This is a genomic window from Pseudoduganella sp. GW821-FHT11H04, from assembly GCF_058807935.1.
The window spans coordinates 176,943-203,834 of sequence record NZ_JBXARE010000001.1; the positions used below are offsets into that span (position 1 = coordinate 176,943).

At 60.9% G+C, this 26,892-nt stretch carries 25 protein-coding genes; 16 read left to right on the forward strand and 9 right to left on the reverse strand.

Annotated elements, in window-relative coordinates; genetic code table 11:
* Positions 1–88: 88 nt before the first annotated feature.
* Both AC1RTP_RS00840 and AC1RTP_RS00845 read left to right on the forward strand, forming a co-directional pair.
* Positions 89–3,322 carry an error-prone DNA polymerase gene (locus AC1RTP_RS00840; RefSeq protein ID WP_498604074.1) on the forward strand — a complete coding sequence of 1,078 codons (3,234 nt, stop codon included), beginning with the start codon at positions 89–91 and terminating at the stop codon, positions 3,320–3,322.
* A gap of 77 nt (positions 3,323–3,399) precedes the next feature.
* Positions 3,400–3,876: a GNAT family N-acetyltransferase gene (locus tag AC1RTP_RS00845; protein WP_498604075.1), complete on the forward strand. Its 477-nt coding sequence runs from the start codon at positions 3,400–3,402 to the stop codon at positions 3,874–3,876.
* On the opposite strand, the gene AC1RTP_RS00850 is transcribed toward AC1RTP_RS00845, so the two are convergent.
* On the reverse strand, positions 3,873–4,307 hold the full coding sequence (locus AC1RTP_RS00850) for a PRC-barrel domain-containing protein (RefSeq protein ID WP_498604076.1): 435 nt from the start codon (positions 4,305–4,307) through the stop codon (positions 3,873–3,875). The two genes, AC1RTP_RS00845 and AC1RTP_RS00850, sit on opposite strands and share 4 nt — an antisense overlap.
* 137 nt (positions 4,308–4,444) lie before the next feature.
* Between AC1RTP_RS00850 and pyrG the strand changes: the two genes are divergently transcribed.
* The 4 genes from pyrG (at position 4,445) to ftsB (ending at position 8,698) form a co-directional block, all read left to right on the forward strand.
* Positions 4,445–6,106, forward strand: coding sequence for a CTP synthase (gene pyrG, locus AC1RTP_RS00855; protein ID WP_498604873.1), 1,662 nt, complete (start codon positions 4,445–4,447; stop codon positions 6,104–6,106).
* Positions 6,103–6,957, forward strand: coding sequence for a 3-deoxy-8-phosphooctulonate synthase (gene kdsA / locus AC1RTP_RS00860; protein WP_498604078.1), 855 nt, complete (start codon positions 6,103–6,105; stop codon positions 6,955–6,957). Before pyrG ends, kdsA begins: the two co-directional genes overlap by 4 nt.
* Before the next feature lie 104 nt (positions 6,958–7,061).
* Positions 7,062–8,345 carry a phosphopyruvate hydratase gene (gene eno, locus AC1RTP_RS00865; protein WP_498604079.1) on the forward strand — a complete coding sequence of 428 codons (1,284 nt, stop codon included), beginning with the start codon at positions 7,062–7,064 and terminating at the stop codon, positions 8,343–8,345.
* A 47-nt stretch (positions 8,346–8,392) separates the two neighbouring features.
* The gene (ftsB, locus tag AC1RTP_RS00870; RefSeq protein WP_498604080.1) at positions 8,393–8,698 is read left to right on the forward strand and encodes a cell division protein FtsB; all 306 of its coding nucleotides are present in this window, start codon (positions 8,393–8,395) and stop codon (positions 8,696–8,698) included.
* On the opposite strand, the gene AC1RTP_RS00875 is transcribed toward ftsB, so the two are convergent.
* The 3 genes from AC1RTP_RS00875 to AC1RTP_RS00885 form a co-directional block, all read right to left on the reverse strand.
* Positions 8,699–10,516 carry a DUF885 domain-containing protein gene (locus AC1RTP_RS00875; RefSeq protein WP_498604081.1) on the reverse strand — a complete coding sequence of 606 codons (1,818 nt, stop codon included), beginning with the start codon at positions 10,514–10,516 and terminating at the stop codon, positions 8,699–8,701.
* Positions 10,517–10,686: 170 nt separating this feature from the next.
* Complete coding sequence (hslO, locus tag AC1RTP_RS00880; protein ID WP_498604082.1) at positions 10,687–11,634, reverse strand: Hsp33 family molecular chaperone HslO; 948 nt, start codon at positions 11,632–11,634, stop codon at positions 10,687–10,689.
* Positions 11,635–11,639: 5 nt separating this feature from the next.
* On the reverse strand, positions 11,640–12,164 hold the full coding sequence (locus tag AC1RTP_RS00885) for a gamma carbonic anhydrase family protein (RefSeq protein WP_498604084.1): 525 nt from the start codon (positions 12,162–12,164) through the stop codon (positions 11,640–11,642).
* Between the two features lie 102 nt (positions 12,165–12,266).
* Between AC1RTP_RS00885 and AC1RTP_RS00890 the strand changes: the two genes are divergently transcribed.
* The 9 genes from AC1RTP_RS00890 (at position 12,267) to bamC (ending at position 20,278) form a co-directional block, all read left to right on the forward strand.
* Entirely contained in the window at positions 12,267–13,142 is an 876-nt protein-coding gene (locus AC1RTP_RS00890) for an alpha/beta fold hydrolase (protein ID WP_498604085.1), read from the forward strand.
* 42 nt (positions 13,143–13,184) lie between these two features.
* Entirely contained in the window at positions 13,185–14,018 is an 834-nt protein-coding gene (locus AC1RTP_RS00895) for a 3',5'-nucleoside bisphosphate phosphatase (protein WP_498604086.1), read from the forward strand.
* Between the two features lie 168 nt (positions 14,019–14,186).
* The gene (htpX, locus tag AC1RTP_RS00900; RefSeq protein WP_498604088.1) at positions 14,187–15,056 is read left to right on the forward strand and encodes a protease HtpX; all 870 of its coding nucleotides are present in this window, start codon (positions 14,187–14,189) and stop codon (positions 15,054–15,056) included.
* A gap of 3 nt (positions 15,057–15,059) precedes the next feature.
* Positions 15,060–15,683, forward strand: coding sequence for an L-threonylcarbamoyladenylate synthase (locus AC1RTP_RS00905; RefSeq protein ID WP_498604089.1), 624 nt, complete (start codon positions 15,060–15,062; stop codon positions 15,681–15,683).
* 51 nt (positions 15,684–15,734) lie between these two features.
* The gene (locus tag AC1RTP_RS00910; protein ID WP_498604090.1) at positions 15,735–16,400 is read left to right on the forward strand and encodes a site-2 protease family protein; all 666 of its coding nucleotides are present in this window, start codon (positions 15,735–15,737) and stop codon (positions 16,398–16,400) included.
* A 4-nt stretch (positions 16,401–16,404) separates the two neighbouring features.
* Positions 16,405–17,607 (forward strand): tryptophan--tRNA ligase, encoded by a 1,203-nt coding sequence (locus AC1RTP_RS00915; protein ID WP_498604091.1) that lies wholly within the window; start codon positions 16,405–16,407, stop codon positions 17,605–17,607.
* Positions 17,600–18,157: a class I SAM-dependent methyltransferase gene (locus tag AC1RTP_RS00920; RefSeq protein WP_498604092.1), complete on the forward strand. Its 558-nt coding sequence runs from the start codon at positions 17,600–17,602 to the stop codon at positions 18,155–18,157. The genes AC1RTP_RS00915 and AC1RTP_RS00920 overlap by 8 nt, the downstream gene beginning before the upstream one ends.
* Before the next feature lie 74 nt (positions 18,158–18,231).
* A complete protein-coding gene (gene dapA / locus AC1RTP_RS00925) occupies positions 18,232–19,110 on the forward strand; it encodes a 4-hydroxy-tetrahydrodipicolinate synthase (RefSeq protein WP_498604094.1) in 879 nt (292 codons plus the stop codon).
* A 13-nt stretch (positions 19,111–19,123) separates the two neighbouring features.
* Positions 19,124–20,278 (forward strand): NlpB/DapX family lipoprotein, encoded by a 1,155-nt coding sequence (bamC, locus tag AC1RTP_RS00930; RefSeq protein ID WP_498604095.1) that lies wholly within the window; start codon positions 19,124–19,126, stop codon positions 20,276–20,278.
* Between the two features lie 116 nt (positions 20,279–20,394).
* On the opposite strand, the gene AC1RTP_RS00935 is transcribed toward bamC, so the two are convergent.
* The 3 genes from AC1RTP_RS00935 to AC1RTP_RS00945 all read right to left on the reverse strand — a co-directional run bounded on the left by AC1RTP_RS00935 (position 20,395) and on the right by AC1RTP_RS00945 (position 22,566).
* Complete coding sequence (locus AC1RTP_RS00935) at positions 20,395–20,670, reverse strand: hypothetical protein (RefSeq protein WP_498604096.1); 276 nt, start codon at positions 20,668–20,670, stop codon at positions 20,395–20,397.
* 288 nt (positions 20,671–20,958) lie between these two features.
* The gene (locus AC1RTP_RS00940; protein ID WP_498604097.1) at positions 20,959–21,429 is read right to left on the reverse strand and encodes a DUF7931 domain-containing protein; all 471 of its coding nucleotides are present in this window, start codon (positions 21,427–21,429) and stop codon (positions 20,959–20,961) included.
* A gap of 12 nt (positions 21,430–21,441) precedes the next feature.
* Positions 21,442–22,566 (reverse strand): ribosomal protein uL16 3-hydroxylase, encoded by a 1,125-nt coding sequence (locus AC1RTP_RS00945; protein WP_498604098.1) that lies wholly within the window; start codon positions 22,564–22,566, stop codon positions 21,442–21,444.
* 58 nt (positions 22,567–22,624) lie between these two features.
* Here AC1RTP_RS00945 and AC1RTP_RS00950 point away from each other — a divergent pair, with 58 nt between their 5' ends.
* A complete protein-coding gene (locus AC1RTP_RS00950) occupies positions 22,625–23,170 on the forward strand; it encodes an FKBP-type peptidyl-prolyl cis-trans isomerase (RefSeq protein ID WP_498604100.1) in 546 nt (181 codons plus the stop codon).
* A gap of 3 nt (positions 23,171–23,173) precedes the next feature.
* On the opposite strand, the gene AC1RTP_RS00955 is transcribed toward AC1RTP_RS00950, so the two are convergent.
* Together AC1RTP_RS00955 and mutS are read right to left on the reverse strand one after the other, a co-directional pair.
* Positions 23,174–24,109: a hypothetical protein gene (locus tag AC1RTP_RS00955; RefSeq protein WP_498604101.1), complete on the reverse strand. Its 936-nt coding sequence runs from the start codon at positions 24,107–24,109 to the stop codon at positions 23,174–23,176.
* Positions 24,106–26,778 carry a DNA mismatch repair protein MutS gene (gene mutS / locus AC1RTP_RS00960; RefSeq protein ID WP_498604102.1) on the reverse strand — a complete coding sequence of 891 codons (2,673 nt, stop codon included), beginning with the start codon at positions 26,776–26,778 and terminating at the stop codon, positions 24,106–24,108. Before mutS ends, AC1RTP_RS00955 begins: the two co-directional genes overlap by 4 nt.
* Positions 26,779–26,892 lie beyond the last annotated feature (114 nt).

Here is a 26,892-nt window from a genome sequence, read left to right on the forward strand (position 1 = left end):
TAAATGACAAGTTCGCGTTGCAACTACGCCACTTCCGCGCTGCGGATCATACGTAGTCCGCGCCGCTGGCATTGGTGTAAAATACTGTATGGATATACAGTCACACCGTGCCGGGCTGCCCGCCTATGCGGAGCTGTTTTGCCTGACAAACTTTTCATTTTTGCACGGAGCCTCCCATGCCGAAGAGCTGGTCGAGCGCGCGGTAAAGCTCGGCTATAGCGCGCTGGCCATCACTGACGAATGCTCGCTGGCCGGCGTGGTGCGCGCGCATGGCGAGGCCAAACAGGCCGGCCTGAAACTGCTGATCGGCGCCCACTTTCACCTGACCCATGCCGACGGCAGCCCGGCGCTTTCGCTGCTGGTGCTGGCCACCAACCGCAATGGCTACGGCAACCTGTCGGAAATGATCACCCTCGGCCGCATGCGCGCCGACAAGGGCACTTATGAGCTGCACCCGGACGATTTCGCCAATCCCCCGCCTGAACGCGAACATTTGCGCGGGCTGCCGGACTGCCTGCTGCTCCTGCTGCCGGAATACCCGGCCAGCGTGGAGCGCCTGCACCGGCAGGCGTCCTGGATGGCCGCCACCTTTAGCGAGCGCACCTGGCTCGGCATGACCATGCTGGGCCGCGCCTTCGACGAAGCGCATGGCGCGGCAATTGAGGAAGTCGCCCTGCAGCATGGCTTGCCGATGGCGGCGGCCGGTCACGTCTGCATGCACGTGCGCTCGCGCAAGCCGCTGCACGACACGCTGACCGCAGTGCGGCTCGGCAAGCCGGTCAGCGAATGCGGCTATGAACTGGGGCAGAACGCCGAGCAGCACCTGCGCTCGCGCCTGCGGCTGGCGAATGTCTATGCGGCGCAGGTGCTGGAAGAAACCGTGCGCATCGCCGATATGTGCCAGTTCTCGCTGGAGGAACTGCGCTACGAATACCCGAATGAGCTGATCCCGCCGGGCCATACGCCATCCAGCTTCCTGCGGCAGGAGACTTATCTGGGCGCCAAATGGCGCTACCCGCATGGCATTCCCCCCGCCGTGCAAGCGCAGATCGAACAAGAGCTTGCGCTGGTGAAGACGCTCGAGTATGAGTACTTCTTCCTGACTGTCTACGACATTGTTCGCTATGCCCGCTCGATTGGCATCCTGTGCCAGGGGCGCGGTTCCGCCGCCAACTCCGCCGTCTGCTATTGCCTGGGCGTGACATCGGTCGATCCTATCCGCGGCAATAGTGTGGTGGGGCGCTTCATGTCGATCGAGCGCAAGGAGCCGCCGGATATTGACGTCGATTTCGAGCACCAACGGCGCGAGGAAGTGATCCAGTACATCTACGAGAAATACGGTCGCCACCGCACGGCTCTCGCGGCGACTGTGATTTGCTACCGCACCAAGAGCGCGCTGCGCGACTGCGGCAAGGCGCTCGGCGTGGACCAGGAGATCGTGGAAAAAGTCGCTAAATCGCACCGCTGGTTCGACCGCAAGCACGAGCTGATGGAGCGGTTCGCCGAATGCGGACTGGACCCGGATTCGCCGGTGGCGCACCAGTGGGCGCACCTGGTGCTGCAGATGCTCAGCTTCCCGCGCCACTTGTCACAGCACGTGGGCGGCTTTGTGATCTCGCAGGACAAGCTGTCGCGCCTGGTGCCGATCGAGAATGCTGCGATGGAAGACCGCAGCGTGATCCAGTGGGACAAGGATGACCTGGAAGAGCTGGGGCTGTTGAAGGTGGACGTGCTGGCGCTGGGCATGCTGACTGCGATGCGGCGCACCTTCGATTTGATCTCGCAGCGTTACCAGCTGCCGTTCGGCTTGACCAGCGTGCCGCCCGAGGACAAGGCCACGTACGACATGATCTGCCAGGCCGACACCATTGGCGTGTTCCAGATCGAATCGCGGGCGCAAATGAGCATGCTGCCCCGTTTGAAGCCGCGGAAGTTCTATGACCTGGTGATCGAGGTGGCCATCGTGCGGCCTGGTCCGATCCAGGGCGGCATGGTCCACCCTTATCTGCAACGACGCACTGGCGCCGTCCCCGTCGATTACCCGGCTGGCCTCAAGAATGCTCTCAGCCGTACGCTTGGCGTGCCGATCTTCCAGGAGCAGGTGATGCAGGTGGTGATTGATGCAGCCGATTTCACGCCAGGCGAAGCCGACCAGCTGCGACGTTCGATGGCGGCATGGAAGCGCAAGGGAGGACTGGAAAAATACCAGGCGCGCATCGTCAGCGGCATGATGAAAAACGGCTACGAGGAAGCATTTGCACTGCAGATATGCCAACAGATCCAGGGCTTTGGTGAATACGGCTTTCCCGAATCGCATGCAGCGAGTTTTGCGTTACTGACGTACGCGAGCTCTTGGCTCAAATGCCATGAACCGGCGGCCTTCCTGTGCGCCTTGTTAAATAGTCTGCCGATGGGTTTCTATAGTGCTTCACAATTGGTGCAAGATGCGAAGCGGCACGGCATTGAAGTACGGCCGGTGGACGTTGCCATTAGCGGCTGGGAATCCTCGTTGGAGGAGCTGGATGCTTTGCCGGGGCTGCAGGACATGCCGCTCGAGCGCCATGTCACGCCCGAGGAGTTCCTCGCCGTGTCGGCGCCTCAGGGCGCGCGTCGGCAGCCAGCGGTGCGGCTCGGCATGTCGCGGCTGTACGGCATGCGCGAAGACGCGGCGGCGCGAATCGAAGAAGCTCGCGCGGAGTGTCCATTCTCCAGTGTGGCCGAATTCGCGCGGCGCGCCGACTTGAATCGCCACGACCTGCAAGTGCTGGCCGGCGGCAATGCCCTGCGTTCGCTGGCCGGCAATCGCCGCCAGGCGCTGTGGGATGCGGCGGGTGCGGTGCCGGACAAGGACTTGCTGCGCCCGACCGAAGTGGAGGAGGTCGCGCCGCAACTGGTGCCGCCAACCGAAGGCGAGGAAATCCTCGGCGACTACCGCGCCCAAGGCCTCACGCTGGGCCGCCATCCGCTGGCGCTGCTGCGGCCTGCGCTGCTGGCCAAGCGCTTCCTGCCGGCCGACGTGCTGAATACCTTCAGCAACAACCAGCTCGCCCGCGGCGCTGGCATCGTCACCGGCCGCCAGCGCCCTGGCACGGCAAAGGGCGTGCTGTTCGTCACCATCGAAGACGAAACCGGCTACGTCAACGTGATCGTCTGGCCCGACCTGGTGGAGCAATACCGCCGCGAAGTGCTGGGCTCCACGCTGCTCGGCGTGTACGGCGTGTGGCAGCAGGAAGGCATCGTGCGTCACCTGGTCGCCCGCCGCCTCGTCGATTTATCGTACCTTCTCGGCCGTCTCCCAACCGCCAGCCGCGACTTCCAATAAGCTTGCGCCGCCTCAATCCGCACCGCGAGTTGTCGGCGCGCCGCAACTTTCCCAGCAAGGCCAGATAAAATGGTTGGATGGAAAATCATTTCAACTTGCGCCCGGGGACGGCTGATGACGCTTCGGCGATCAGTGCGCTGATCCTATCGCTGCAGCCTTACCTCACGATCGAGCCGGACGGAAGCGGGGCGGAGGAATTCCTGATATCGCTGACGCCTGATATCATCCGCCGCAACCTGCAAGACGAGAACTACAGCTATCAGTTGGCCTTTGACAGCGAGGTGCTGGCGGGCGTGGTCGCGGTGCGCGACAACACGCATTTGTTCAGTCTTTATGTGGGGGCGGCCTGGCACGGGCAGGGCGTGGGCAGGTTGCTGTGGCTTGTGGCCCGGGACGCGGCGCTGGCGCGTGGCAACCCGGGCAGCTTCACCGTGAATTCCTCAGTCTTCGCGGAGAGCATGTACCGCCACCTCGGCTTCACGGCTACCGGACCGCTGGCGGAAATGCACGGGATCCGTTTCATCCCGATGCGGCTCGACCTGGCGCAGGCTTAGCGCGAACTCTGGTCCAGGTGGCTCGGGCCGCTGGTGACGCCGCTGGTGCCGTAGAAGTTGTGCAGCTCCGTGGCCCAGCTCTCATTGGCCATATCCGGCCAATGGCTCTTGTCGAAGCCTGGCGCCTGCTCAATGCGCTCTTTCTCGATATTCAGCGTCATGCGGTGGTTGGCGGTATCCAGCGACAGCGCCTCGAACGGCACCGCAAACAGTTTTTCGCCGATGCCCAGCACCCCGCCGGAGGCCATCACCACATAGGCGATGTGCCCGGTCTGCATATCGAGCATGATCTCCTTGATCGTGCCCAAATGTTCGTTCTGCAGGTTGTGGACATGGTCGCCAATCAAGGTGTCCGCGCCCATCAGGCGAGGGCCAGGACCCTGGTGGCCAGTGTCGACATAGTTGCCATATTCGTCGCGATCCAGACTCATGGTGGCCTCCTGTTGAAATAAAGTCATTGTTGCGGCTTGGCGGGGCGGGGGTCTGTTCGGTGCCGCACGCATTAGGCCCCAAAATGAGCTATAATTTCAATTTCCCGCTGCGCGCCTATCCGGCGCCCGATCTCGCAATGACCAAATTTGTCTTCGTCACTGGTGGCGTTGTGTCGTCCCTTGGTAAAGGGATTGCCGCCGCCTCCCTCGCCGCGATCCTCGAATCGCGTGGCCTCAAAGTCACCATGCTCAAACTGGACCCGTACATCAACGTGGATCCAGGCACCATGAGCCCAATGCAGCACGGTGAAGTTTTCGTTACCGACGACGGCGCTGAGACCGACCTGGACCTGGGTCACTACGAACGTTTCATCTCCACCCGCATGCGCAAGGTGAACAACTTCACCACCGGCCAGATTTATGAATCCGTGATCCGCAAGGAACGCCGCGGCGAGTACCTGGGCAAGACCGTGCAGGTGATCCCGCACATCACCAATGAAATCCAGGATTACATCCGCCGTGGCGCGGAAGGCTACGATGTCGCCCTGTGCGAAATCGGCGGCACCGTTGGCGATATCGAATCGCTGCCATTCCTCGAAGCCGCCCGCCAGCTGTCGCTGCGCGCTGGCCGCAAGAACTGCGCTTTCGTTCACCTGACCCTGGTGCCGTACATCGCATCGGCCGGCGAACTGAAAACCAAGCCTACCCAGCACTCGGTACAGAAGCTGCGCGAAATCGGTATTTCCCCGAACGCGCTGCTGTGCCGCGCCGACCGCAAGATCCCTGAAGACGAAGTGGCGAAGATCTCCCTGTTCTCGAACATCGAAGAACGCGCCGTGATCTCGGTGTGGGACGTGGACACCATCTACAAAGTGCCGCAAATGCTGCACGACCAGGGCCTGGACGCGATCATCTGCGAAGCGCTGGACCTGAACCCGGCGCCGGCCGACCTGTCCATGTGGGCAAAGCTGATCCACAACCTGGAAAACCCGAAGGCGGAAGTGTCGATCGGCATGGTGGGCAAGTACGTCGAACTGACCGAATCCTACAAGTCGCTGACCGAAGCGCTGCGCCACGCCGGCCTGCACACCGAGTCGCGCGTGAACATCGAGTACATCGACTCCGAAGAGATAGAGACCAAGGGCACCGCCGAACTGGAAAAGTTCGATGCGATCCTGGTGCCGGGCGGCTTCGGCAAGCGCGGAGTTGAGGGCAAGATCAAGGCGGCGCAATTCGCCCGTGAATCCAAGGTTCCTTACCTGGGCATCTGCCTGGGCATGCAGGTTGCGCTGATCGAATACGCGCGCCACATGGCCGGCTTCACCAAGGCCAACTCCACCGAGTTCGAGCCGGACACCGAGCAGCCGCTGGTCGCCCTGATTGACGAATGGCAGAACGAAGACGGCAAGATCGAGAAGCGCGACGCCAACTCCGACCTGGGCGGCACCATGCGCCTGGGCGCGCAGACCTGCGAAGTGAAGCCTGGCACCCTGGCTTCCGAGATCTACGGCAGCGTAGTCACCGAGCGTCACCGTCACCGCTACGAAGCGAACAACCATTACCTGGCCCGCGTTGAAGACGCCGGCCTGGTGGTGGCAGCGCGCACCCCGAACGAGAACCTGTGCGAAATCATGGAACTGCCGCGCACCGGCACCAATTCGCACCCATGGTATATGGGCGTGCAGTATCACCCTGAATTCAAATCGACCCCGCGTGACGGCCATCCGCTGTTCACGTCGTTTATTAAGGCAGCCCTGGCGCATAAAGCGGCCGGCACCCGTCTGGAGAATGCAGCATGAAGCTGACTGGATTTGATGTAGGCCTGGACAAACCGTTCTTCCTGATCGCAGGCACCTGCGTGATCGAGTCGCGCCAGATGGCGTTCGACACCGCCGGCGCGCTGAAGGAAATGACCGCTGAACTGGGCATCCCGTTCATCTACAAGTCGTCCTTCGACAAGGCTAACCGCACCTCCGGTACCTCTTACCGCGGTCCGGGCATGGAAAAGGGCCTGGAAATCCTGGGCGACGTCAAGCGCGAGCTGGAAGTGCCTGTGCTGACCGATGTACACACCGTGGAAGAAATCGCCGCCGTGTCGTCCGTGGTCGACGTGATCCAGACCCCGGCCTTCCTGTGCCGCCAAACCGACTTCATCACCGCCTGCGCCGAATCCGGCCTGCCGGTCAATATCAAGAAGGGCCAGTTCCTGTCGCCGCACGAGATGAAGAACGTGATCGACAAGGCACGCGCCGCCGCCAAGGCCAAGGGCCTGAATGAAGACAACTTCATGGCTTGCGAGCGTGGCGCTTCCTTCGGCTACAACAACCTGGTGTCGGACATGCGTTCGCTGGCCATCATGCGCGAAACCGGCGCACCGGTGGTGTTCGACGCAACCCACTCGGTGCAGCTGCCGGGCGGCCAGGGCGGCTCGTCGGGCGGTATGCGCGACATGGTGCCTGTGCTGTCGCGCGCTGCCGTGGCTGTAGGTGTAGCCGGCCTGTTCATGGAAACCCACCCGGTTCCTGCACAAGCGCTGTCGGACGGCCCAAATGCCGTGCCGCTCGGCCGCATGAAAGAACTGCTGTCCGTTCTGATCGATCTGGACCGCGTCACCAAAAAGGCAGGTTTCCTCGAATCTGACTTCAACTGATTCATATACCAAGGGCCGCTTTACTTGCGGCCTTTTTTTGGTTCTGTCTGTTATCCTTGCAGCAATTTTGCCCCAGATATTCGCTTTAACTTTGGAGAAAACACATGAGTGCAATCGTTGACATCATCGGTCGTGAAGTAATCGACTCGCGCGGCAATCCGACCGTGGAATGCGACGTCCTGCTGGAATCCGGCGTCATGGGCCGTGCCGCAGTGCCGTCCGGCGCATCCACCGGTTCGCGCGAAGCGATCGAACTGCGCGACGGCGATGCCAAGCGCTACTTCGGCAAAGGCGTGCTGAAAGCCTGCGAAAACATCAATACCGAAATTTCGGAAGCCATCATGGGCCTGGACGCCAATGAACAGGCTTTCCTGGACCGTACCCTGATCGAACTGGACGGCACCGAGAACAAGTCCCGCCTGGGCGCCAACGCCATGCTGGCAGTGTCGATGGCCGTCGCCAAAGCCGCTGCTGAAGAAGCCGGCCTGCCGCTGTACCGCTACTTCGGCGGCTCCGGCGCAATGCAAATGCCAGTGCCGATGATGAACGTCATCAACGGCGGCGCGCACGCCGACAACAACCTGGACATCCAGGAATTCATGATCATTCCAGTGGGCGCACCGTCCTTCAAGGAAGCGATCCGTTTCGGCGCCGAAGTGTTCCACACCCTGAAGAAGATCCTGCACAAGAAGGGCATGAACACCGCCGTGGGCGACGAAGGCGGCTTCGCTCCTTCGCTGGCTTCGCACGAAGACGCGATCAAGCTGATCATGCAAGCAATCGAAGAAGCCGGCTACGAGCCAGGCACCCAGATCGCCATCGGCCTGGATTGCGCGGCTTCCGAGTTCTACAAGGACGGCAAGTACCACCTGGAAGGCGAAGGCATGGTCCTGTCGGCTGAAGAATTCACCAACTTGCTGGCTACCTGGTGCGACAAGTACCCGATCATCTCGATCGAAGACGCGATGCACGAAGGCGACTGGGCCGGTTGGGCGCACCTGACCCAAGCCCTGGGCAAGAAAGTCCAGCTGGTTGGCGACGACCTGTTCGTCACCAACACCAAGATCCTGAAAGAAGGCATCCAGAAGGACATCGCCAACTCGATCCTGATCAAGATCAACCAGATCGGCACCCTGACCGAAACCTTCGCAGCAATCGAAATGGCAAAGCGCGCCGGCTACACCGCCGTGATCTCGCACCGTTCCGGCGAAACCGAAGATTCGACCATCGCCGATATCGCTGTTGGCACCAACGCGCTGCAGATCAAGACTGGCTCCATGTCCCGTTCGGACCGCATGGCCAAGTACAACCAGCTGCTGCGCATTGAAGAAGATCTGGGCGATATCGCTTCCTACCCAGGCCGCGATGCGTTCTATAATCTGAAGTAATTGTGTACCCCCGGCCGGGTCTTCCCGGCCGGTTCAGTTTTGACCCAATGCGCCTGATTACTGTTGCTCTTGCCCTCTTGCTGTTGCTGATCCAATACCCGCTTTGGCTGGGGAAGGGCGGCTGGCTGCGCGTAGGGGAGCTGGAGAAGGAAGTTGCGGCGGCGCAGGAAAAGAATGAAGGCCTGCGCCAGCGTAACGCCAAGCTGGCGTCTGAAGTGAATGACCTCAAGGACGGCACCGGCGCCGTCGAAGAACGTGCCCGCTTTGAGCTGAGCATGATCAAGCAGAACGAAATCTACGTTCAAATCCTCGGCAAGGACCAGGCTAAGCCGGCCCCCGCCGAATCAAAGTAATTACATACTCTGGCCTGCGATCCAGGCATTGACCCGCTGTTCCAGGATTGGCAGCGGCAGAGTGCCGTCGCCCAGGATCACCGCGTGGAATGCCGGGTAGCTGAATTTGCTGCCCAATGCTTTCTGCGCCTTGTCGCGCAGTTCCAGGATCTTCAGCGAACCCACCTTGTAGCTCAGGGCCTGTGCCGGCCAGACCATATAGCGCTCGATCTGGTTCTTGGCGCGCGCTTCCGATACGCCCAGCGTTTCCACCATGTAGGCAATGGCTTTTTCGCGGCTCCAGCCCAGCGAGTGCATGCCAGTGTCCACCACCAGGCGCACCGCGCGCAGCATTTCCGCGTTCAGGTGCCCGTAGTACCAGACCGGATCGTCATACAGGCCGAAGTCCTTGCCCAGCGTTTCAGAATACAGCGCCCAGCCTTCGGTGTAGGCGGCGTTGTTCTGGTTTTCGGTGCTGAACATGCGGAAGTCAGGCAGCGGCATTTCCTTCAGCAGCGCGGCGTGGAAGTGGTGGCCCGGCACGCCTTCGTGCAGCAGCAGGCTGGCCATGCCGGTGCGGCTGTAGTCTTTAGGATCGTTGACCACGGCCCAGAACACGCCTGGGTGCGAGCCGTCGGCGGCTGGCGGGGTGTAATGGTCGGAGGCGGTGGCGCGCGTCAGCTCAGGCTCCAGGTCCACCACCAGTTTCGATTTTGGCACTAGGCTGAAATAGGCCGGCAGCTTGGTCTGCACGACGTTGTAGATCTTGCGGTACTCGGCCAGCACTTCGGCTTCGGAGGTGAAGGGCTTGAACTGCTGCTGGTCGCGCACCCATTGCGGGAAGGCTTGCGCCGGGCCGGTGTAACCCAGCTTGCCCATCAGGCCTTGCATCTGGCCGCTGATGCGGGCGACTTCTTTCAGGCCCAGGTCGTGGACTTCCTGCGGCGTCAGCGGCAGGTTCGTGCTGTCGTTGATGCGGGCCTTGTACCATGCGGCGCCGTTTGGCAGGGCACTCCAGCCGGTGCTGTCACGGCTGGCTGCCAGGTAATCGGATTCGAGGAATTTCACCAGGCGTTCCAGCGCTGGGTTGAGTTTTTCCACAGCGGCTCGGTAATCGCGGCTCAGTCGCTGCTTGTCGGCGTCGCTGAACGAAGCCGGCATGCGGGTGATCGGCGAATAGTAGATGCTGGCCTCAGCGGTCTTGCTGCGCAGGGCGGCCATTTGCGGCAGCATCGCCTGGGTGATCGGCTTTGGCTGCACCACACCTTGCTTGATGCCTTCGCGCATATTGGCGATGGCCTGGTCGATCCACGGCGCCAGCTGGCGCACGCGGCTCAGATAGTCCTGGTATTGCTTGACGGTGCCAAGCGGCTGCGAGCCGGTACCGCCGGCGTAGTTGGCCAGGGTGCTTGGGATGTTGTCGAAGTGGTTCAGCGGCAGCAGGTGCTCGGGGAACGGGGCCAGCGCCAGGGCGGCGTCCAGCTCATAAGCCAGCAGGTCCAGCGTCATCTGGTCTTGCTGCGCCAATTGCCCGCGCGGGATTTTCGCGAGGCGCTTCTGCATCTGGCGGTAGGTGGCGAACTGCTTGGAGCGCACGGATGGCGAAATGGCCATGCCGATCTGGTCGTTGTAGCGCGGATCGCCGTTGGCGGTTGCGAACAGCAGCGGGTCGAAATGCGCGCGGGAGACGTGGAAGTCGTTGGCGAGTTGCGCGAGTTGGCGGCTGGCTTGGGTGGCTTTTTGGCTAGTGGCCGGTGCTGCCAGGGCCGGGGTGAAAGCGAGAGGGGAGGCCAGCAGGCTGGCAGTGAGAACCGCGGTGGATAGGCGGGTAGGCAGCATTGGGGATCCTGGGTAAAGATGAGGCGATCAGGATACTCCAAAATTGCGGCTGAGTCCGTGTCACACCTTGGGGTCACACCCCAATCGTGACACGGCCTCATGCGCAGGACAGCCGAGCCCGTGTCACACTTCGGGTGTGACCCCAAGGTGTGACACGGGCTCGGCAATGATTAGTGCTTGGCTTCCGAGCTGTGAATCAGCGCTTCGGCTGGGGCGTCGGTGACGAATAGCTGCGCGCAGTCGACCGCGTCGTATTCGTAATGCTTGCCGCAGAAATCGCAGTTGATGCCCAGCTTGCCTTGCTCGGACAGCGCATCTTCCACTTCCTGCTGTCCCAGCATCTTCAGCATATTGCCCACTTTCTCGCGCGTGCAGGAGCAGTGGAATTCAGGATGCAGTGGCTCGAACACGCGCAGCGTCTCTTCCCAGAACAAGCGCTTCTGCAGTTCCTCGATGCCATGCTCCAGCATCTCCGCTTCCTTCAGCGTGTCGCCCAGCATCACCACCCGCTCCCAGGTTTCCTGCGAATGTTCAGCCGCCTGCGCCGTGGCTTCCGCCTTACCGCCATGCAGCGGCAGCTTTTGCAGCAGCAGGCCGCGCGACACATTGTCATCGGCCGCCAGCCACAGTTTGGTATCCAGCTGCTCCGAACGCAGCATGTAATGCTCGATCACAGTCGCCACATTATCGCCATCCAGCGGCACGATGCCCTGGTAAGGCTGCTGGCCCGGCACCTTCTCGGCCGGATCCAGGGTGATCACGAAACGGCCTTGGCCATGCACATTCACCAGCGCCTGCAAGCCCGCGTCTTCCGCTATCGCGAATTCGGAATTCATCTTGGCCGTCGCACGCATGCGCAGCTCGGAATCGCATTCCACCACCAGCAGTCGCACCGGGCCATCACCATGCAGTTGCATGATCAGCGAACCGTTGAATTTCAGGTTGGCCGACAGCAGGGCGGCCGCCGACACCATTTGGCCCAGCAAGCGTTTGACGGCAACCGGGTAGTGATGGCGAGCCACGATTTCGCGCCAGGTAGCGGAAATATCAATCAGCTCACCGCGCACAGCGGCGTCTTCGAAAACAAACTTCTGCAGGGTATCCGGGGTGTTCGTCATTGTTTTTATCCAATCTTTTTCAGTTGCGACTTGAACAGCTGGCCACGTTTGACATAGCTGTCGGCGCTGCCGATCAGGCGCGCCACGTCTTCCGCTGTCAGCTGGCGCACCACTTTTGCAGGCGCGCCGACGATCAGCGAGTTGTCAGGAAATTCCTTGCCCTCGGTGACCAGGGCGCCGGCGCCGACCAGGCAACCTTTGCCGATCTTGGCGCCGTTCAGCACCACTGCCTGGATGCCGATCAGCGAACCGTCGCCGATCGTGCAGCCGTGCAGCATGGCCTGGTGGCCGATGGTCACGTCCTTGCCTACCGTGAGCGGGTAGCCCATATCGGTGTGCATTACCGTACCTTCCTGCACATTACTGTTTTCACCGATTGTGATGCGCTCGTTATCGCCGCGGATGGTTGCGCTGAACCAGACGGAGCTGTTCGCCTGCAACGTCACCTTGCCGATCAAAGTAGCATTGTCGGCCACGAAAGCGGAAGCATCAATCTCTGGCGCATGTTCGCCAAGCTGGTAAATTGTCATGGATGGTCCGGTAGGAGGGAAGGGAAGTGGCGCTATTGTACGTCAAGCAGGTTTTAGCACGGTCGTGCTAATATCTTGGTTCTCCATTTTGAGGCAAGCACCATGATTCCATTCCGTTCCGATTTTATCGACGTGCGCGGCAAGCGTACCCACGTTCTGCACTGGGGCCGCGAAGGCGCGCCCAAGGTCTTCATGGTGCACGGCTGGATGGACGTCGGCGCCAGCTTCCAGTTCGTGGTCGATTGCCTGAAGGGTGATTGGCATGTGATCGCGCCCGACTGGCGCGGTTTCGGCCTGACCGAGCGCAATGGCACGGATACTTACTGGTTCCCCGACTATGTGGCCGACCTGGACGCCATGCTGCGCCATTACCAGCCGGAGGGTGAGGTGAACCTGCTGGGCCATAGCATGGGTGGCAATGTTGTCAGTTTGTATGCAGGTGTGCGTCCTGAGCGCATTCGCCGCCTGATCAACCTGGAGGGCTTCGGCCTGAAGGCCACCGTGCCCGAGCAGGCGCCGTCGCGCATGCGCAAGTGGCTGGACGAGCTGCTGGTGGAGCCGGAAATGCGCACCTACGACTCGCAGGCTGCCGTCGCGGCCCGCCTGCAGAAGACCAACCCGCGCCTGTCCGATGAACGAGCCGCCTTCCTGGCCACGCACTGGTCGGCACAGAATGCGGAAGGGCGCTGGGAAATCCTCGGTGACCCGGTACATAAACGTCCAGGCCCTTCGCTCTATCGGGTGGAGGAAGTGCTGGCCTGCTGGAAGAAAATCACCGCGCCCGTGCTGTGGGTGGAGGCGGAAGACACCAATATGTGGCTATGGATGGGGCCAAAAGACGAGGCGCGCGCCGAAATCGACCGCCGTTTAAGCCATCTGGCCAAGGTTACGCCGAAAATGATGCCCGATGCGGGCCATATGCTGCACCACGACCAGCCCGAATTGCTGGCCGAAATGTTGGAGGAATTCCTGGCCTGAGCTTTCAGCGTACAATGAAACCTTCGCAATTTTGCAATCCGTATGCTGAACGTAGACCTACACTGCCATTCGAATGTGTCCGACGGTGTACTGCCCCCGGCGGCAGTGGCCGAACATGCCCATAAGGGGGGCGTGAATGTCTGGGCGCTGACTGATCATGATGAAGTAGGCGGCGTCGCCACCGCGCGTGCCGCTGCGCAGCTGCATGGCATGCAGTTTGTTTCGGGGGTGGAGATTTCCATCACCTGGGCGAACGAGACGGTGCATATCGTCGGCCTGCAGATCGATGAGAATAATCCCGTATTGCTGAAAGGGCTGGAAGATACCCGCTCTGGCCGTGATAACCGCGGCCGCGAGATCGGGCGCCAGCTGGAGATGGTCGGTATTCCGGGTGCTTATGAAGGCGCGCTGAATTATGTCGATAATCCTTCGCTGATGTCGCGTACGCACTTTGCGCGCTTTTTGGTGGAGCAGGGCTTATGTGCTTCGGTGCCGGAAGTGTTCCGCAAATACCTGTCGCCGGGTAAGCCGGGATTTGTCGAGCATCGCTGGGCTTCGCTGCAGGATGCGGTGGGCTGGATCATCGGCGCGGGCGGGATTGCGGTGATTGCGCACCCGGGGCGCTATAAGTTCACGCCGTTGCAGGAAGGTGTGCTGTTCGATGAATTCAAAGAGCTGGGCGGGACGGCGATCGAGGTGGTGACCGGGTCGCATACGCCGGACCAGTATCCGAAATATGCGAACCTGGCGAATAGCTACGGCTTCCTGGCTTCGCGCGGGACGGATTTCCATGCGCCCGGGGAGGCGAGGGTTGATTTTCATTTGCTGCCGCCGCTGCCGGGGAATGTGACGCCGGTTTGGCATGACTGGTTCTGAAACCCGGCAACCCAGTGTCTGACCCGCAGGGTCAGACACTGATACGCGGCTGCCGCTGGTCAAGTGTCAGACCCTGCGGGTCTGACACTGGTTTTCCGGTTTGGTACTTGAATTCCCCTACAACCGACCATACTTTAAGATTCGGCAAAGTTGCCCGGAGAATCCCACATGAAACGAATCATCCTGTTCATTGCCACCAACCTCGCGGTCATGGTGGTGCTTTCCATCGTCCTGTCGCTGCTGGGCATTGGCCGTCCCGGTTCCAATACCAGCATGGGCAGCCTGCTGGCCTTCTCGGCGGTCGTCGGCTTTACCGGCTCCATCATTTCCCTGCTGATGTCCAAGCCAATGGCCAAATGGTCCACCGGCGCGCGCGTCATCGAGCAGCCGGCTAACTCCACCGAGCAATGGCTGGTCGCCACCGTGCACGGACTGGCCGACAAAGCCGGCATCGGCCGTCCTGAAGTCGCCGTCTATGAAGGCGACGCCAACGCCTTCGCCACCGGCGCCTTCAAGAATGACGCCCTGGTCGCCGTCTCCACCGGTCTGCTGCAATCCATGAACAAGGAAGAAGTGGAAGCGGTGCTGGGCCACGAAGTCGCCCACATCGCCAACGGCGACATGGTGACCCTGACCCTGATCCAGGGCGTGGTGAATACCTTCGTGGTCTTCCTGGCCCGTATTGTCGGCGGCATTGTCGACAATATGCTGAACAAGGATGAAGAGCGCCGCGGCCCTGGCATCGGTTACATGGCGACCGTATTCGTGTGCGAACTCGTGTTTGGCCTGATCGCCTCCATGATCGTGGCCTGGTTCTCGCGCCAGCGCGAATTCCGCGCCGACGCCGGCTCTGCGCGCCTGCTGGGCAATTCCATGCCGATGCAGCACGCCCTTGCGCGCCTGGGCGGCGTGCATCCAGGCGAACTGCCGCAAGGCATGGCTGCGTCGGGCATCACCTCGCCGAGTGGCTGGGCCGCGCTGTTCTCCAGCCATCCTCCAATTGAAGAACGCATCGCGGCCCTGCAGCAGCTGCGCTAAACCATGACCCAATTCTTCCAGGTACACCCAGAAAATCCGCAGCTGCGGCTGATCAAGCAGGCGGCGCAAATCATCCACGGCGGCGGCATTGTCGCGCTGCCGACCGATTCCTGCTATGCGCTGGTGTGCCACCTGGACGATAAGGCGGCGGTCGAGAAGCTGCGCCGCATCCGCGGCATCGACGAGAAGCACCACCTGACGCTGTTGTGCCGCGACCTGAGCGAAATCAGCACTTACGCCCGGGTCGATAACAAGCAATTCCGCCTGATGAAGGCTGTAACTCCCGGCCCGTATACCTTCATCCTCGAGGCGACGCGCGAAGTGCCGCGCCGCCTGTCGCATCCTTCGCGCAAGACCATCGGCTTGCGTGTGCCGCAAAACACCATCACCGAAATGCTGATGGCCGAACTGGGCCAGCCGCTGCTGGGTACTACCTTGATCCTGCCCGGCGACGACGAGCCGCTGACCGACCCTGACATGGTGCTGGAACGCCTGTGCAAGCAGGTCGATCTGGTGATCGACGGTGGCGCCTGCAGCTTCGAACCCACCACCGTGGTGGACCTGACCGGCGACGAGCCGGTGCTGATCCGACGCGGCTGCGGCGACTGCGCCGCCCTCGGCCTCTGACCATTCCGGCGCCCGGCAAGCACGCCGGGTCCCTCTGATAAAATCCCAGTTATGAACAATACCGACGAGATCATCCGCATAATCGCGGTCTACGCTATTCCCGTACTGTTTGCGATTTCCCTGCATGAAGCTGCGCACGGTTATGTAGCGCGCTATTTCGGCGACAATACAGCCGAACAAATGGGCCGCCTGACCCCGAATCCAATTAAGCATATCGACCTATTTGGCACCATCATCCTGCCAATTTTATTGCTTTGGATGCCACCACATATCGCGTTTGGTTACGCTAAGCCTGTACCGGTAGATTTCGGTCGCTTGCGTAACCCAAAAAAGCAAATGGGCTTCGTCGCCGCCGCTGGCCCTGCCGCCAATCTCGCGATGGGCTTTGGCTGGATGTTCTTGAAGCTTGTGATCTATAAGCTGGGCGTGACGGAACAATTCTTCTATTTGGTCTGCGATGCGGGCGTTATCGTCAATGCCGTAATGTGCGCTTTTAATTTGCTTCCAATACCGCCACTTGATGGTGGCCGCATCGTGACTTCGCTTTTGCCGCGCGACCTTGCGTACAAATTTGCCAGCATCGAACGCCTGGGGCCATTCATTTTCATCGGCCTGATCCTGCTGCTGAACACCGGCCCATTCCGCGTCCTGCTTGGTGGTTTGATCGGTTTGGTAATAGGGTTAATCAAGGCGCCGTTCCCGACAATTTTGAGCTAACAATATGTACCCTGACCGCGTCGTCTCCGGCATGCGCCCGACGGGCAGCATGCACCTTGGCCACTACCACGGGGCCTTGAAGAACTGGATCAAGATGCAGGCCGAACAGCCTTGCCTGTTCTTCGTAGCTGACTGGCACGCGCTGACCACACATTACGACGACCCATCCATCATCGAGAAGTCCACCTGGGACATGCTGGTGGACTGGCTGGCAGCCGGCATCGACCCAACCCAGGCCACGTTATTCATCCAGTCGAAAATCCCGGAACACGCCGAACTGCACCTGCTGCTGTCAATGGCCACCCCGCTCGGCTGGCTGGAACGCGTGCCAACCTACAAAGACCAGATCGATAACCTGGCCAACAAGGACCTGCAAACCTACGGCTTCCTCGGCTACCCGCTGCTGCAAGCGGCGGACGTGCTGATCTACCGCGCCAGCGAAGTGCCGGTCGGCGACGACCAGGTGCCGCACGTGGAAATGATGCGCGAAATCGCGCGCCGCTTTAACCACCTGTACGGCAAAGAAAAGGGCTTCGAGGAAAAGGCGCAGGATGCCGTCAAGAAGCTGGGCAGCAAGCGCGCCAAGCTATACAACGAACTGCGCACCGCCTACCAGCAGGAAGGCGACGACGCCGCCCTCGAGCAGGCGAAGGCCATGCTGGACGACGCGCAAAACCTGTCGATGATCGACCGCGAGCGCCTGTTCGGCTACCTGGAAGGCGCCCGCAAGCTGATCCTGGTCGAACCGCAAGCCAAGCTGACCGAAGCCTCACGCCTGCCAGGCCTGGATGGCCGCAAAATGTCCAAGAGCTACGGCAACGCGATCGCCCTGCGCGAGGACAAGGAATCGGTCACCAAGAAAGTCCGCACCATGCCGACTGACCCGGCGCGTGTGCGCCGCACCGACCCGGGCGAACCGGATCGCTGCCCGGTCTGGCAATTCCACGTGGTGTATTCGGACGGCCCGACCCAGGAATGGGTACAGAAGGGCTGCAAATCGGCCGGCATCGGCTGCATCGAATGCAAGCAGCCGGTGATCGACGCCATCGTCAAAGAGCAGGATCCGATGCACGAGCGCGCCCAGCCCTACCTGGACGACCCGTCCCTAGTGCGCGCCATCGTGGCAGACGGCAATGAAACAGCGCGCAAACTGGCGCAAGAAACAATGCGTGATGTGCGCGAAGCAATGGGATTGAGTTATGGCTGATGTATTTACTCCACCCTCGGCCTGGGTAGAACGTTTCTCGACGCTGGTCCCCGGCGGCGAAGTGCTGGACCTGGCTTGCGGCAGCGGCCGCCACTCGCGCCTGATGGCAGCCCTTGGCCACGCCGTGGTCGCCGTGGACCGCGATGCCGAAGCCCTGGCCGCCACCGCCGACGACGGCATCGTCACCAGCCAGATCGACCTGGAAGAAGAGGGCGCCTGCTGGCCCTTCGGTCCGGACCGCTTTGCCGGCATCATCGTCACCAACTACCTGCACCGCCCCCTGCTGGCGGACATGCTGGGCAGCCTGGCGCCGAACGGCATGTTGATTTATGAGACCTTTGCCGACGGCAATGCCGCCTTCGGTAAACCATCAAATCCGGCTTTTTTGTTACAGCCTGGAGAATTATTGGAATTGGCTAGAATGCATGGTTTGCGTGTCATCGCATTCGAGGATGGGGTCGTTAATACACCGAAACCTGCGATGGTGCAGAGGATTTGCGCCGTAAAAGTGGAGTTTCCAAGGGAGGCGGCGCTGTTGCCGTCATTTTGAGCGACCAAAATGCACCACGGGTGCAGGGTATGCTCTACAATCGTCGTTTTAATTCTAATTGCAATTGGTTTCCTATGATTAAGGGTAGCATTGTAGCAATCGTAACCCCGATGCACGCGGACGGCACCCTGGACTATCCAGGCCTGAACGCGCTGATCGACTGGCATATCGCCGAAGGCACTGATGCCATCGTCATCGTCGGTACTACCGGCGAGTCCGCCACTGTCAACGTGGCCGAGCACTGTGCACTGATCAAGGCGACCGTGGAGCGCGTAGCTGGCCGTATTCCAGTGATCGCCGGCTCCGGTGGCAACTCCACCCAGGAAGCCATTGAACTGACCCGCTTTGCCAAGAGCGCCGGCGCTGACGCCTCGCTGCAAGTGGTTCCCTACTACAACCGTCCTACCCAGGAAGGCATGTACCAGCACTTCAAGGCGATCGCCGAAGCGGTGGACCTGCCAGTCATCCTGTACAACGTGCCTGGCCGCACCGTTGCTGACATGAGCAACGACACCATCCTGCGCCTGGCCCAGATCAAGAACATCATCGGCGTTAAAGACGCGACGGGCAATATCGGCCGCGGCTACGACCTGTTGCGCCGGGCGCCATCCGACTTCGCCGTATACTCGGGCGATGATCCAACTGCGATCGCGCTGATGATGGCCGGTGGCAAAGGCAATATCTCGGTGACCGCCAACGTGGCCCCGCGCCAGATGCACGAATTGTGCGTAGCTGCGATGGCTGGCGATGCCGCGAAAGCGACTGCCATCAACAACCAGCTGCTCCCGCTGCACCAGAACCTGTTCATTGAACCGAACCCGGTACCGGTCAAGTGGGCCCTGGCGGAAATGGGCAAGATGCCGAAAGGTATCCGCCTGCCGCTGGTGCCGCTGGCAGAGCAGTATCATGAGACCGTCCGCGCTGCCCTGCGCGAATCCGGTGTGCTGAACTAATCTTCTTTTTCACATGACTATTCGCAAGATCGTTTCCCAGACCCCGCAGCGCGGGCTCGTCGTTGGCGCCCTGATGCTGAGCCTGACCGGCTGCGGCATGGTCCAGTCCGTAGTAGGCGAAACCAAGGTAGATTACAAATCGGCCAAGAAGGCCAGCACGCTAGACGTGCCGCCGGACCTGACCCAGCTGTCAAAAGACAACCGCTACTCGCTGCCTAGCAACGACCGCGGCGTGGCGACCGCATCCGGCTACAACGCTGCCCGTCCAGGTACTCCTGCTGCTGCAGTCAGCAGCAACGAAGTGGCCAGCACCGGCAACAGTGCGGTTCGCGTGGAGCGCGCCGGCAACCAGCGCTGGCTGGTCGTGCAGCAGACTCCTGAAGTCTTGTGGCCTCAGCTTAAGTCGTTCTGGGAAGAGTCCGGCTTCACCCTCGCCGTGGATAATGCCACTGCGGGTGTGATGGAAACCGAATGGAACGAGAACCGCGCGAAGATCCCGCAAGACTTCATCCGTAACACCCTGGGCAAGGTCTTCGACGGCCTGTACTCGAGTGGCGAGCGCGACAAGTATCGCACCCGTCTCGAACGCAATGCTGCTGGCGGCACGGAGATCTACGTCAGCCACCGTGGCACCAAGGAAGTGGTGACCGGCGCGCAGAACGAGTCGACCATGTGGACCAACCGCAATAGCGACCCGAACCTGGAAGCGATCTTCCTGGCCAAGTTGATGACCAAGCTGGGTGGTACCGCTGACGAGGCAAGCGCCAAGACTGCCGTTGATAATGCGGTTGTGCAAGCGCAGCATGCCACCATCGTTGGCGAAGGCGCTGGCCGCTTCATCCGTACCGATGAAGGCTTCGACCGCACCTGGCGCCGTGTTGGCCTGGCGCTGGACCGCGCCGGCTTCACCGTGGAAGACCGCGACCGTGTGAACGGCGTGTACTTCGTACGCTTCGTCAATGATGCGACCGATACCCGTGGTTTCTTTAGCCGGCTGTTCAGCTTCGGTTCCTCCGAGAAGGATAAGGAAGCCCAGCGCTACCGTATCTCGGTCCGTTCTGACTCGGTCAATAGCACCCAGGTTTCAGTTTGGAACAACGAAAACAAGCCGGAAGAATCGCCGGTGGGTCAGAAGATCATGACCTTGCTGCATGAACAGCTGAAATAAGGCGAAAGCCTTAAATAATAGAAACCAGCCTTCGGGCTGGTTTTTTTATGTCCGCATAAGACCTTTAGGCGAAAAAAAACCAGCCCGAAGGCTGGTTTCTTTTCCCTGCGAAGGAATTACTTAGCAGCGGAAGCAGCGGAAGCAGCAGCCGAAGCAGCCGAAGCAGCAGCGGAAGCAGCGTCAGCAGCTGCGGAAGCAGCGGTAGCGGCAGCAGCAGCAGCGTCAGCGGCTGGAGCAGCAGCAGGAGCAGCAGCGTCAGCTGCTGGAGCTGCAGGAGCGGCTGCTGGAGCAGCTGCTTCTGGGGTAGCTACTGGAGCTGGAGCTTCTTCTTTCTTGGAGCAAGCAGCCAGGGCAACGGCCAGCAGGGAGGCGATCAGCAGGGATTTTTTCATTTGTTTTCCTTAAATAACAACAAAAATATTAACAATGTTGCGATGAATAATTACCGGTAATTATCGCTCGTACGGCGTTTCGTCGGCCTTTCCAACCTTCAGAAAAAGGTCGACCAGACACGGAAACACACCGGATATTATAGCGTTTTCTGCTGCGTCGCAATAGCAAAACGGGCTGTTTGCGCAACTATTTTGCGAAAACGCAATATTTTTTTACCGCGCCGTTTTGTATGCAACTGCAGCGATCACCGGACAACGTCGAACCGCAGCATTTTACAGTTTTCTGGCTCACAATCCAGTAGTTCCTGGCCGTAAACCTGGCTGGGTTTCGGCCCAGATCGCTTCATAACGTTCCAGACTCGTTTGGGTTGACGAAGGATTATTAATATCTGCTTCGCCACGGAAGTGGTCGGAATGAAATCTGCGTACGATTGTGACGCCATCGGCTACGCAGAAGGAGTCGGTCAGGGTGCGGATGCTGCGCGTGGTCAGGCGGCATTCGATCTGGTGCGAATAATCCTCCAGCAGCTTGAGAAAGCGCGGCTCATTGCGCTCCAGGTGGGCATTGCTGTGGGCTACCAGCTTCAATTGCCCTTTATGCTGCAGGAAGTGGCGCAGCAAGGCATCTGTTTTGGAGTGCCCCAGCTGCCACCATTCATAGTCGGGGTCGAACATTTGCAGGGTCAGGCGGGCTTGGGAAATGCAGTCCTGCAGCAGGGCCTGGAATTGGGTACGGCTGTCAAAAAGCTGCTTTTCCATCCTGATCTCCCGTTATTTATTCAGTTCCAGCCAGCCGTCCGTGTACCAGGCGAAGAGGGCTTCCAGCACGTCTTCGGAAGCGCCTGCCACCACGGCTCCATCCAGGCCGCGGGTATTTGCCAGGGTTTCCAGGGCGGCCTTATCGGCCTTGTTCATGGCAAACGACTCGCCATTAATGAAGACGTTCTTGCCGCGATACAGCATTTGCGTCTTGCGCGAGAGGGATACCCCCTGTTTCTCAGCAGCTTGCTGGAATTTGCCGGCAGTTAGCGGCTTTTCCAAGGGCTGGAAGAAAACGTTGTGCTTCGGCTCAGAGAGATATTCACCCAGGAAAATGGCGAAGTCGTCTTCAGTAAAACTGACTTTATTTAATTCATCGGCTAATTTTGACAGCATGGCTTTTGGAATCTCAGCCGGTTTATTGGTCGGTTCCAGGTCCGGGTCGGCATAACGGCCGGGCAGGTCGATGGAATCGGCCATGAATTGCAGGAAGGCTTCGCCTAATTCCTGGTAGGACGGCGAGCGGAAACCAATCGAATAAGTCTGGCAATCCCCGATCGCTTCGCCATCGTGGGCGTAATGCGGCGGCAGGTAAAGCATATCGCCCGGTTCCAGCACGAATTCTTCGGTCGCTTTGAATTTCTTCAGGATCTTCAGCGGCAGGCCTTCGATCAGGGTCAGGTCTTTCTGCGCGCTGATTTTCCAGCGGCGCTGGCCCTGGGCTTGCAGCAGGAAGACGTCATAGGAATCGAAGTGCGGACCGACGCCGCCGCCATCGGTGGCGAAACTCACCATCAGGTCGTCCAGGCGCGCGTCCGGCAGGAAGCGGAACTGGCGCAGCAATTCGTCCGCCGTGTCGTCCTGCAGGTTGACGCCTTGCACCAGCATGGTCCATTCGCGCTCGCTGCGTGCCGGCAGCGACTTCAGCGGGCCGTGCTGCATATCCCAGCTGCCGTCCTTCTTGGTCACCAGGCGGCTTTCCACGTAGTCCTTGGTGGCCAGCTCGGCCAGCTTGTCGAAAGGCAGCAGCGGCTTGAAGCCGGGAACTGCCTGGCGGATCAGCAGCGGCTTCTTGTGCCAGTAGTCGCGCAGGAATTGTTCGGGCGTGATGTCGCCCAGGAGAGTGAGTTTTTTCATGGGCCCGATTATAGCAAGCGGTATAATCCCTCCCAGCTTAGAAAAGAAAGGAAGCTCAATGAAGATCGCCAAGAATACCGTTGTGACGGTGGAATACAAACTGTCCGACGCACAGAACAATCTGATCGAAGACGGTCGCCAGCCTATGGTCTACCTGCACGGTGGCTATGAAAACACCCTGCCGAAGATTGAAGAAGAATTGGACGGCAAAGATGTCGGCTACGCAGCCACGATCCAGATTGAACCGGAAGACGCCTTTGGCGATTACGACCCGAACCTGCTGAAAGTGGAAGAGCGCGCGCGCCTGCCGGAGCCGCTGGAAGTCGGCATGCAGTTCGAAGGCCTGCCAGAAGGCGGCGAAGACGACGACGTGATGATTTTCACCGTGACCGAGATCGCCGAAGACAAAGTGGTCCTGGACGGTAATCACCCGCTGGCCGGCATGGCCCTGCGCTTTGAACTGAAAGTAATGGACGTTCGCGCCGCTACCGACGAAGAAATCGCTCACGAACACGTGCACGGCGCCCATGGCCACCACCACGAAGATGAAGAGGGCGACGACGGCGAAGAGGGCGACCACTTCCGCAGCCAACCACTCCACTAAGGTTTAATCACCGCCTAGTGTAAACAGGGCGGCGCTGCCGGGAATCACCCGCAGCGCCGTCCATTCGGCTCCGAGCGAAAGGTGGCCGACGTTTTTGTTCCAGACAATCGCAGGTGCGGCCTTGTCCTGCTTGCGGTTATCCACCAGCAGCAGCTGGCCGGCGTATTTGTCCGCTTGCGAGCGTACGATGCGGCGGATCTCCGTAAAACCATCCCTCTTTTGCGACAGCCGGGCGAAGAAGCCTTGCTCCACATGGGCGCCAATGTCACCGTCCATCACCAGCACCATTCCCGGCATCTTCTTGCGTTTGGCCGTCAGGAATGCGCGGTGCAGCCATGCACGGTTGGCCACCATGCGGTCTTCATACTCGCTGTTGCGTCCTGCCTCACTGAGGTAGTGATTGTTCTTTGCCGGGACGTTGATGGTGACGAACAGGATGTTGTCCTGCTCCCAGTACGAGTTCTCGGCGTAATCGCGGAATTTGGCAATGGCGGATTGGCGGTTCACGAGCAGCTTGCGCGTGCCCAGCGATTCCGGCTCTGGATAGAACAGCTCACGGATGCGATTCAGGCGTTCGGTGGCGTTCGATTTACCGTTGGAGTTGCGGCATTCGGTCCAGTCGCTGCCTGCGGGCAGCACGACCAGCGGACGCTCCACAGCGTTCATCAGGTCGCGGCGCGCTTCGTACAAGCGGTCGGTGCACGGTTCGCCGGCGGATTTGATACCAGTGGCGATGATGAAGGCCGTGTCGGTTCGATCGGCCTCGCCCAGCATGCGGCGGACTTCGGCATCGCCGCCATCCTTGCCGAAGTTGTGGCCAAGCAGGGCGAAGGTGAATTCACCCTTGCGCTGTGCGGCCTTTTCGCCGCGCGCCTGCGCGTTCGCCGCGGCCAGCGCGACCAGCACAGTCAGTGCGGCCAGAGCGTGTTGCGGCTTCATGCCTGCGCCAGGCGCTTCAGCTGGTAAAGACGGTCCAGCGCTTCGCGCGGGGTCATTGCGTCAGGATCGATATCGTCCAGTGCGGCCAGCAATTCCTCTGCGCGTGGATCGGCTGCGACGGCGACCGGCGCCTCGTCGTCGTTGGCATCGGCCACCGGTGCTGCGAACAAGTCCAGCTGCGGCGTAGCATCCAGCGCTTGCGCTTCCAGGCGGGCCAGGTGCTTGCGCGCGGCTTTAATAACCGGCTGCGGCACGCCCGCCAGCTGCGCCACCTGCAAACCGTAGCTTTGCGAGGCAGGGCCGTTCTGCACCGCGTGCAGGAAGACGATGGAATCCTTGTGTTCCACTGCCGACAGGTGCACGTTGGCGGCGGTCGGATGCGCTTCCGGCAACTGGGTCAGCTCGAAGTAGTGGGTCGCGAACAGGGTGAAGCTGCGGCTCGACTCGATCAGGTGGCGTGCAATCGCCCACGCCAGCGCCAGGCCGTCAAAGGTTGAAGTGCCGCGGCCGATTTCGTCCATCAGCACCAGCGAATGCTCGGTGGCGCCGTTCAGGATGGTGGCCGCTTCGGTCATTTCGACCATGAAGGTGGAGCGGCCGCCGGCCAGGTCGTCGGTCGCGCCGATACGGGTGAAGACGCGGTCGATCGGGCCGATGGTGGCGCTCGCGGCCGGCACATAGCTGCCCACGTAGGCCAGCAGGGTAATCAGGGCTACCTGGCGCATGAAGGTCGATTTACCGCCCATGTTCGGGCCGGTGATCAGCAGCAGGCGGCGGTCGGCCATGAACTTACAGTCGTTGGCGATGAAGCGCTCGATCTGGTTTTCCACCACCGGGTGGCGGCCTTCCACGATATTGATGCAAGGCTCGGCCACCAGGTTCGGTGCGCACCAGTTGTTGCGCAGCGCGTGTTCCGCCAGGGCGCACAGGGTGTCCACCTGGGCCAGCGCCTGGGCGATCGCCTGCAGCGGGCCGATGAACGGCGCCAGCGCGGCCAGCAGCTCGTCGTACAGCATCTTCTCGCGCGCCAGGGCGCGGTCCTGCGCCGACAGCGCCTTGTCCTCGAATGCTTTCAGTTCGGGCGTGATGTAACGCTCGCAGTTCTTCAGCGTCTGGCGGCGGCGGTAATCTTCCGGCACCTTGTCGGCCTGGCCGTTGGTGACTTCGATGTAGAAGCCGTGCACGCGGTTGTATTCCACACGCAGGTTGGCGATGCCGGTGCGTTCGCGTTCGCGGGTTTCCAGGTCGACCAGGAATTGGCCGGCGTTTTCGGACAGGCCGCGCAGTTCATCGAGCTCCGCATCGTAGCCGCGTGCGATCACGCCGCCGTCGCGCACCATGGTGGCCGGCTCGGGCATGATGGCGCGCACCAGCAGGCTTACGCATTCTTCCGGCTCGTTCAGGCCGTGGTGCAGCTTGGCCAACAGGCCTTGCGCGTTGTCGTGGCTCAGGGCGCGCTGCATGGCGTGCTGCAGCTTCGGCAGCTGCTGCAATCCGTCGCGCAGGGCGGACAGGTCGCGCGGACGGGCCGACAGCAGCGCCACGCGGGTGGTGATGCGTTCGATGTCCGGCACTTGCGCCAGGTGGTAGGCCAGCGAACCGGTGGTGTCATGCTGCATCAGCGCGGCGATGGCGTCATGGCGCGCGCGGGCAACCGACTGGTCGCGCTTCGCGTGGTGCAGCCAGTGGCGCAGCAGGCGCGAGCCCATGGCGGTGCGGCAGTGGTCCAGCAACGAGAACAGGGTAGGGGATTCCTGGCCGCGGATGGTTTCCGTCAGTTCCAGGTTACGGCGGGTGGCCGCGTCCAGTCCGATGTATTCATTTTCCGTTTCGCAGGTCAGGCTCTTGACGTGCTGCAGGCCGCGGCCCTGGGTGTTTTGTGCATAGCGCAGCAGGGCGCCAGCCGCGCCGAATGCCGCGCCCAGGCCTTCCGCGCCAAAACCGGTCAGGGTGGCTACCGTCAACTGGTCCAGCAGCGCCTTGTGGCCATGAACCACGTCGAAGTGCCAGGCCGGCACGTTGTTGACGTGGCAGATCGAGATATCGTCGAACATGTCGGCATCGTCGCCGCGCAGGATTTCTGCCGGCGCAATGCGCTCCAGCTCCTGCTGCAGGCGCACGTTGACGCTGCGCTGGTCGCCGGTGAACTCCATCAGGCGCAGCGCGCCGGAGGCCAGCGACAGCCAGGCCAGGCCGCAAGTGATGTGCTTGCGGTTGTTGATCATCGACATCGCCAGCAGCGGGCGTTCCGATTTTTCCGGCAGCAGGTCCGAGTCCGTCAGTGTGCCCGGCGTGACCACGCGCACCACCTTGCGTTCGACCGGGCCCTTGGCCAGCGCCGGATCGCCGATCTGCTCCGCAATCGCGCAGGACTCGCCGACCTTGACCAGTTTGGCCAGGTAGCCGTCCAGCGAATGGAAAGGCACGCCCGCCATCTTGATCGGCACGCCGTTCTGGCTGCCGCGCGCCGTCAGCGTAATGCCCAATACGCGCGACGCCTTTTCAGCGTCATCGAAGAACAATTCGTAAAAGTCGCCCATGCGGTAGAACACCAGCATGTTCGGGTAATCGGCCTTGATGCGAAGGTATTGCTGCATCATTGGAGTTACTTTTTCGGCCGGGCTGTTCTTGACGGCTTCAGGGTTGATTTCGGATGGCAGGGTGGTCATGGAGTCAGTGTCGGTATTGCAACGCCCTATGGCGTGGAATCAAGCCCGCCATTTTACCCTTTTCGCAATGGTGCTACCATCCAGAGACGGGCGGCAGCGGGCCGCGGGAGCGGG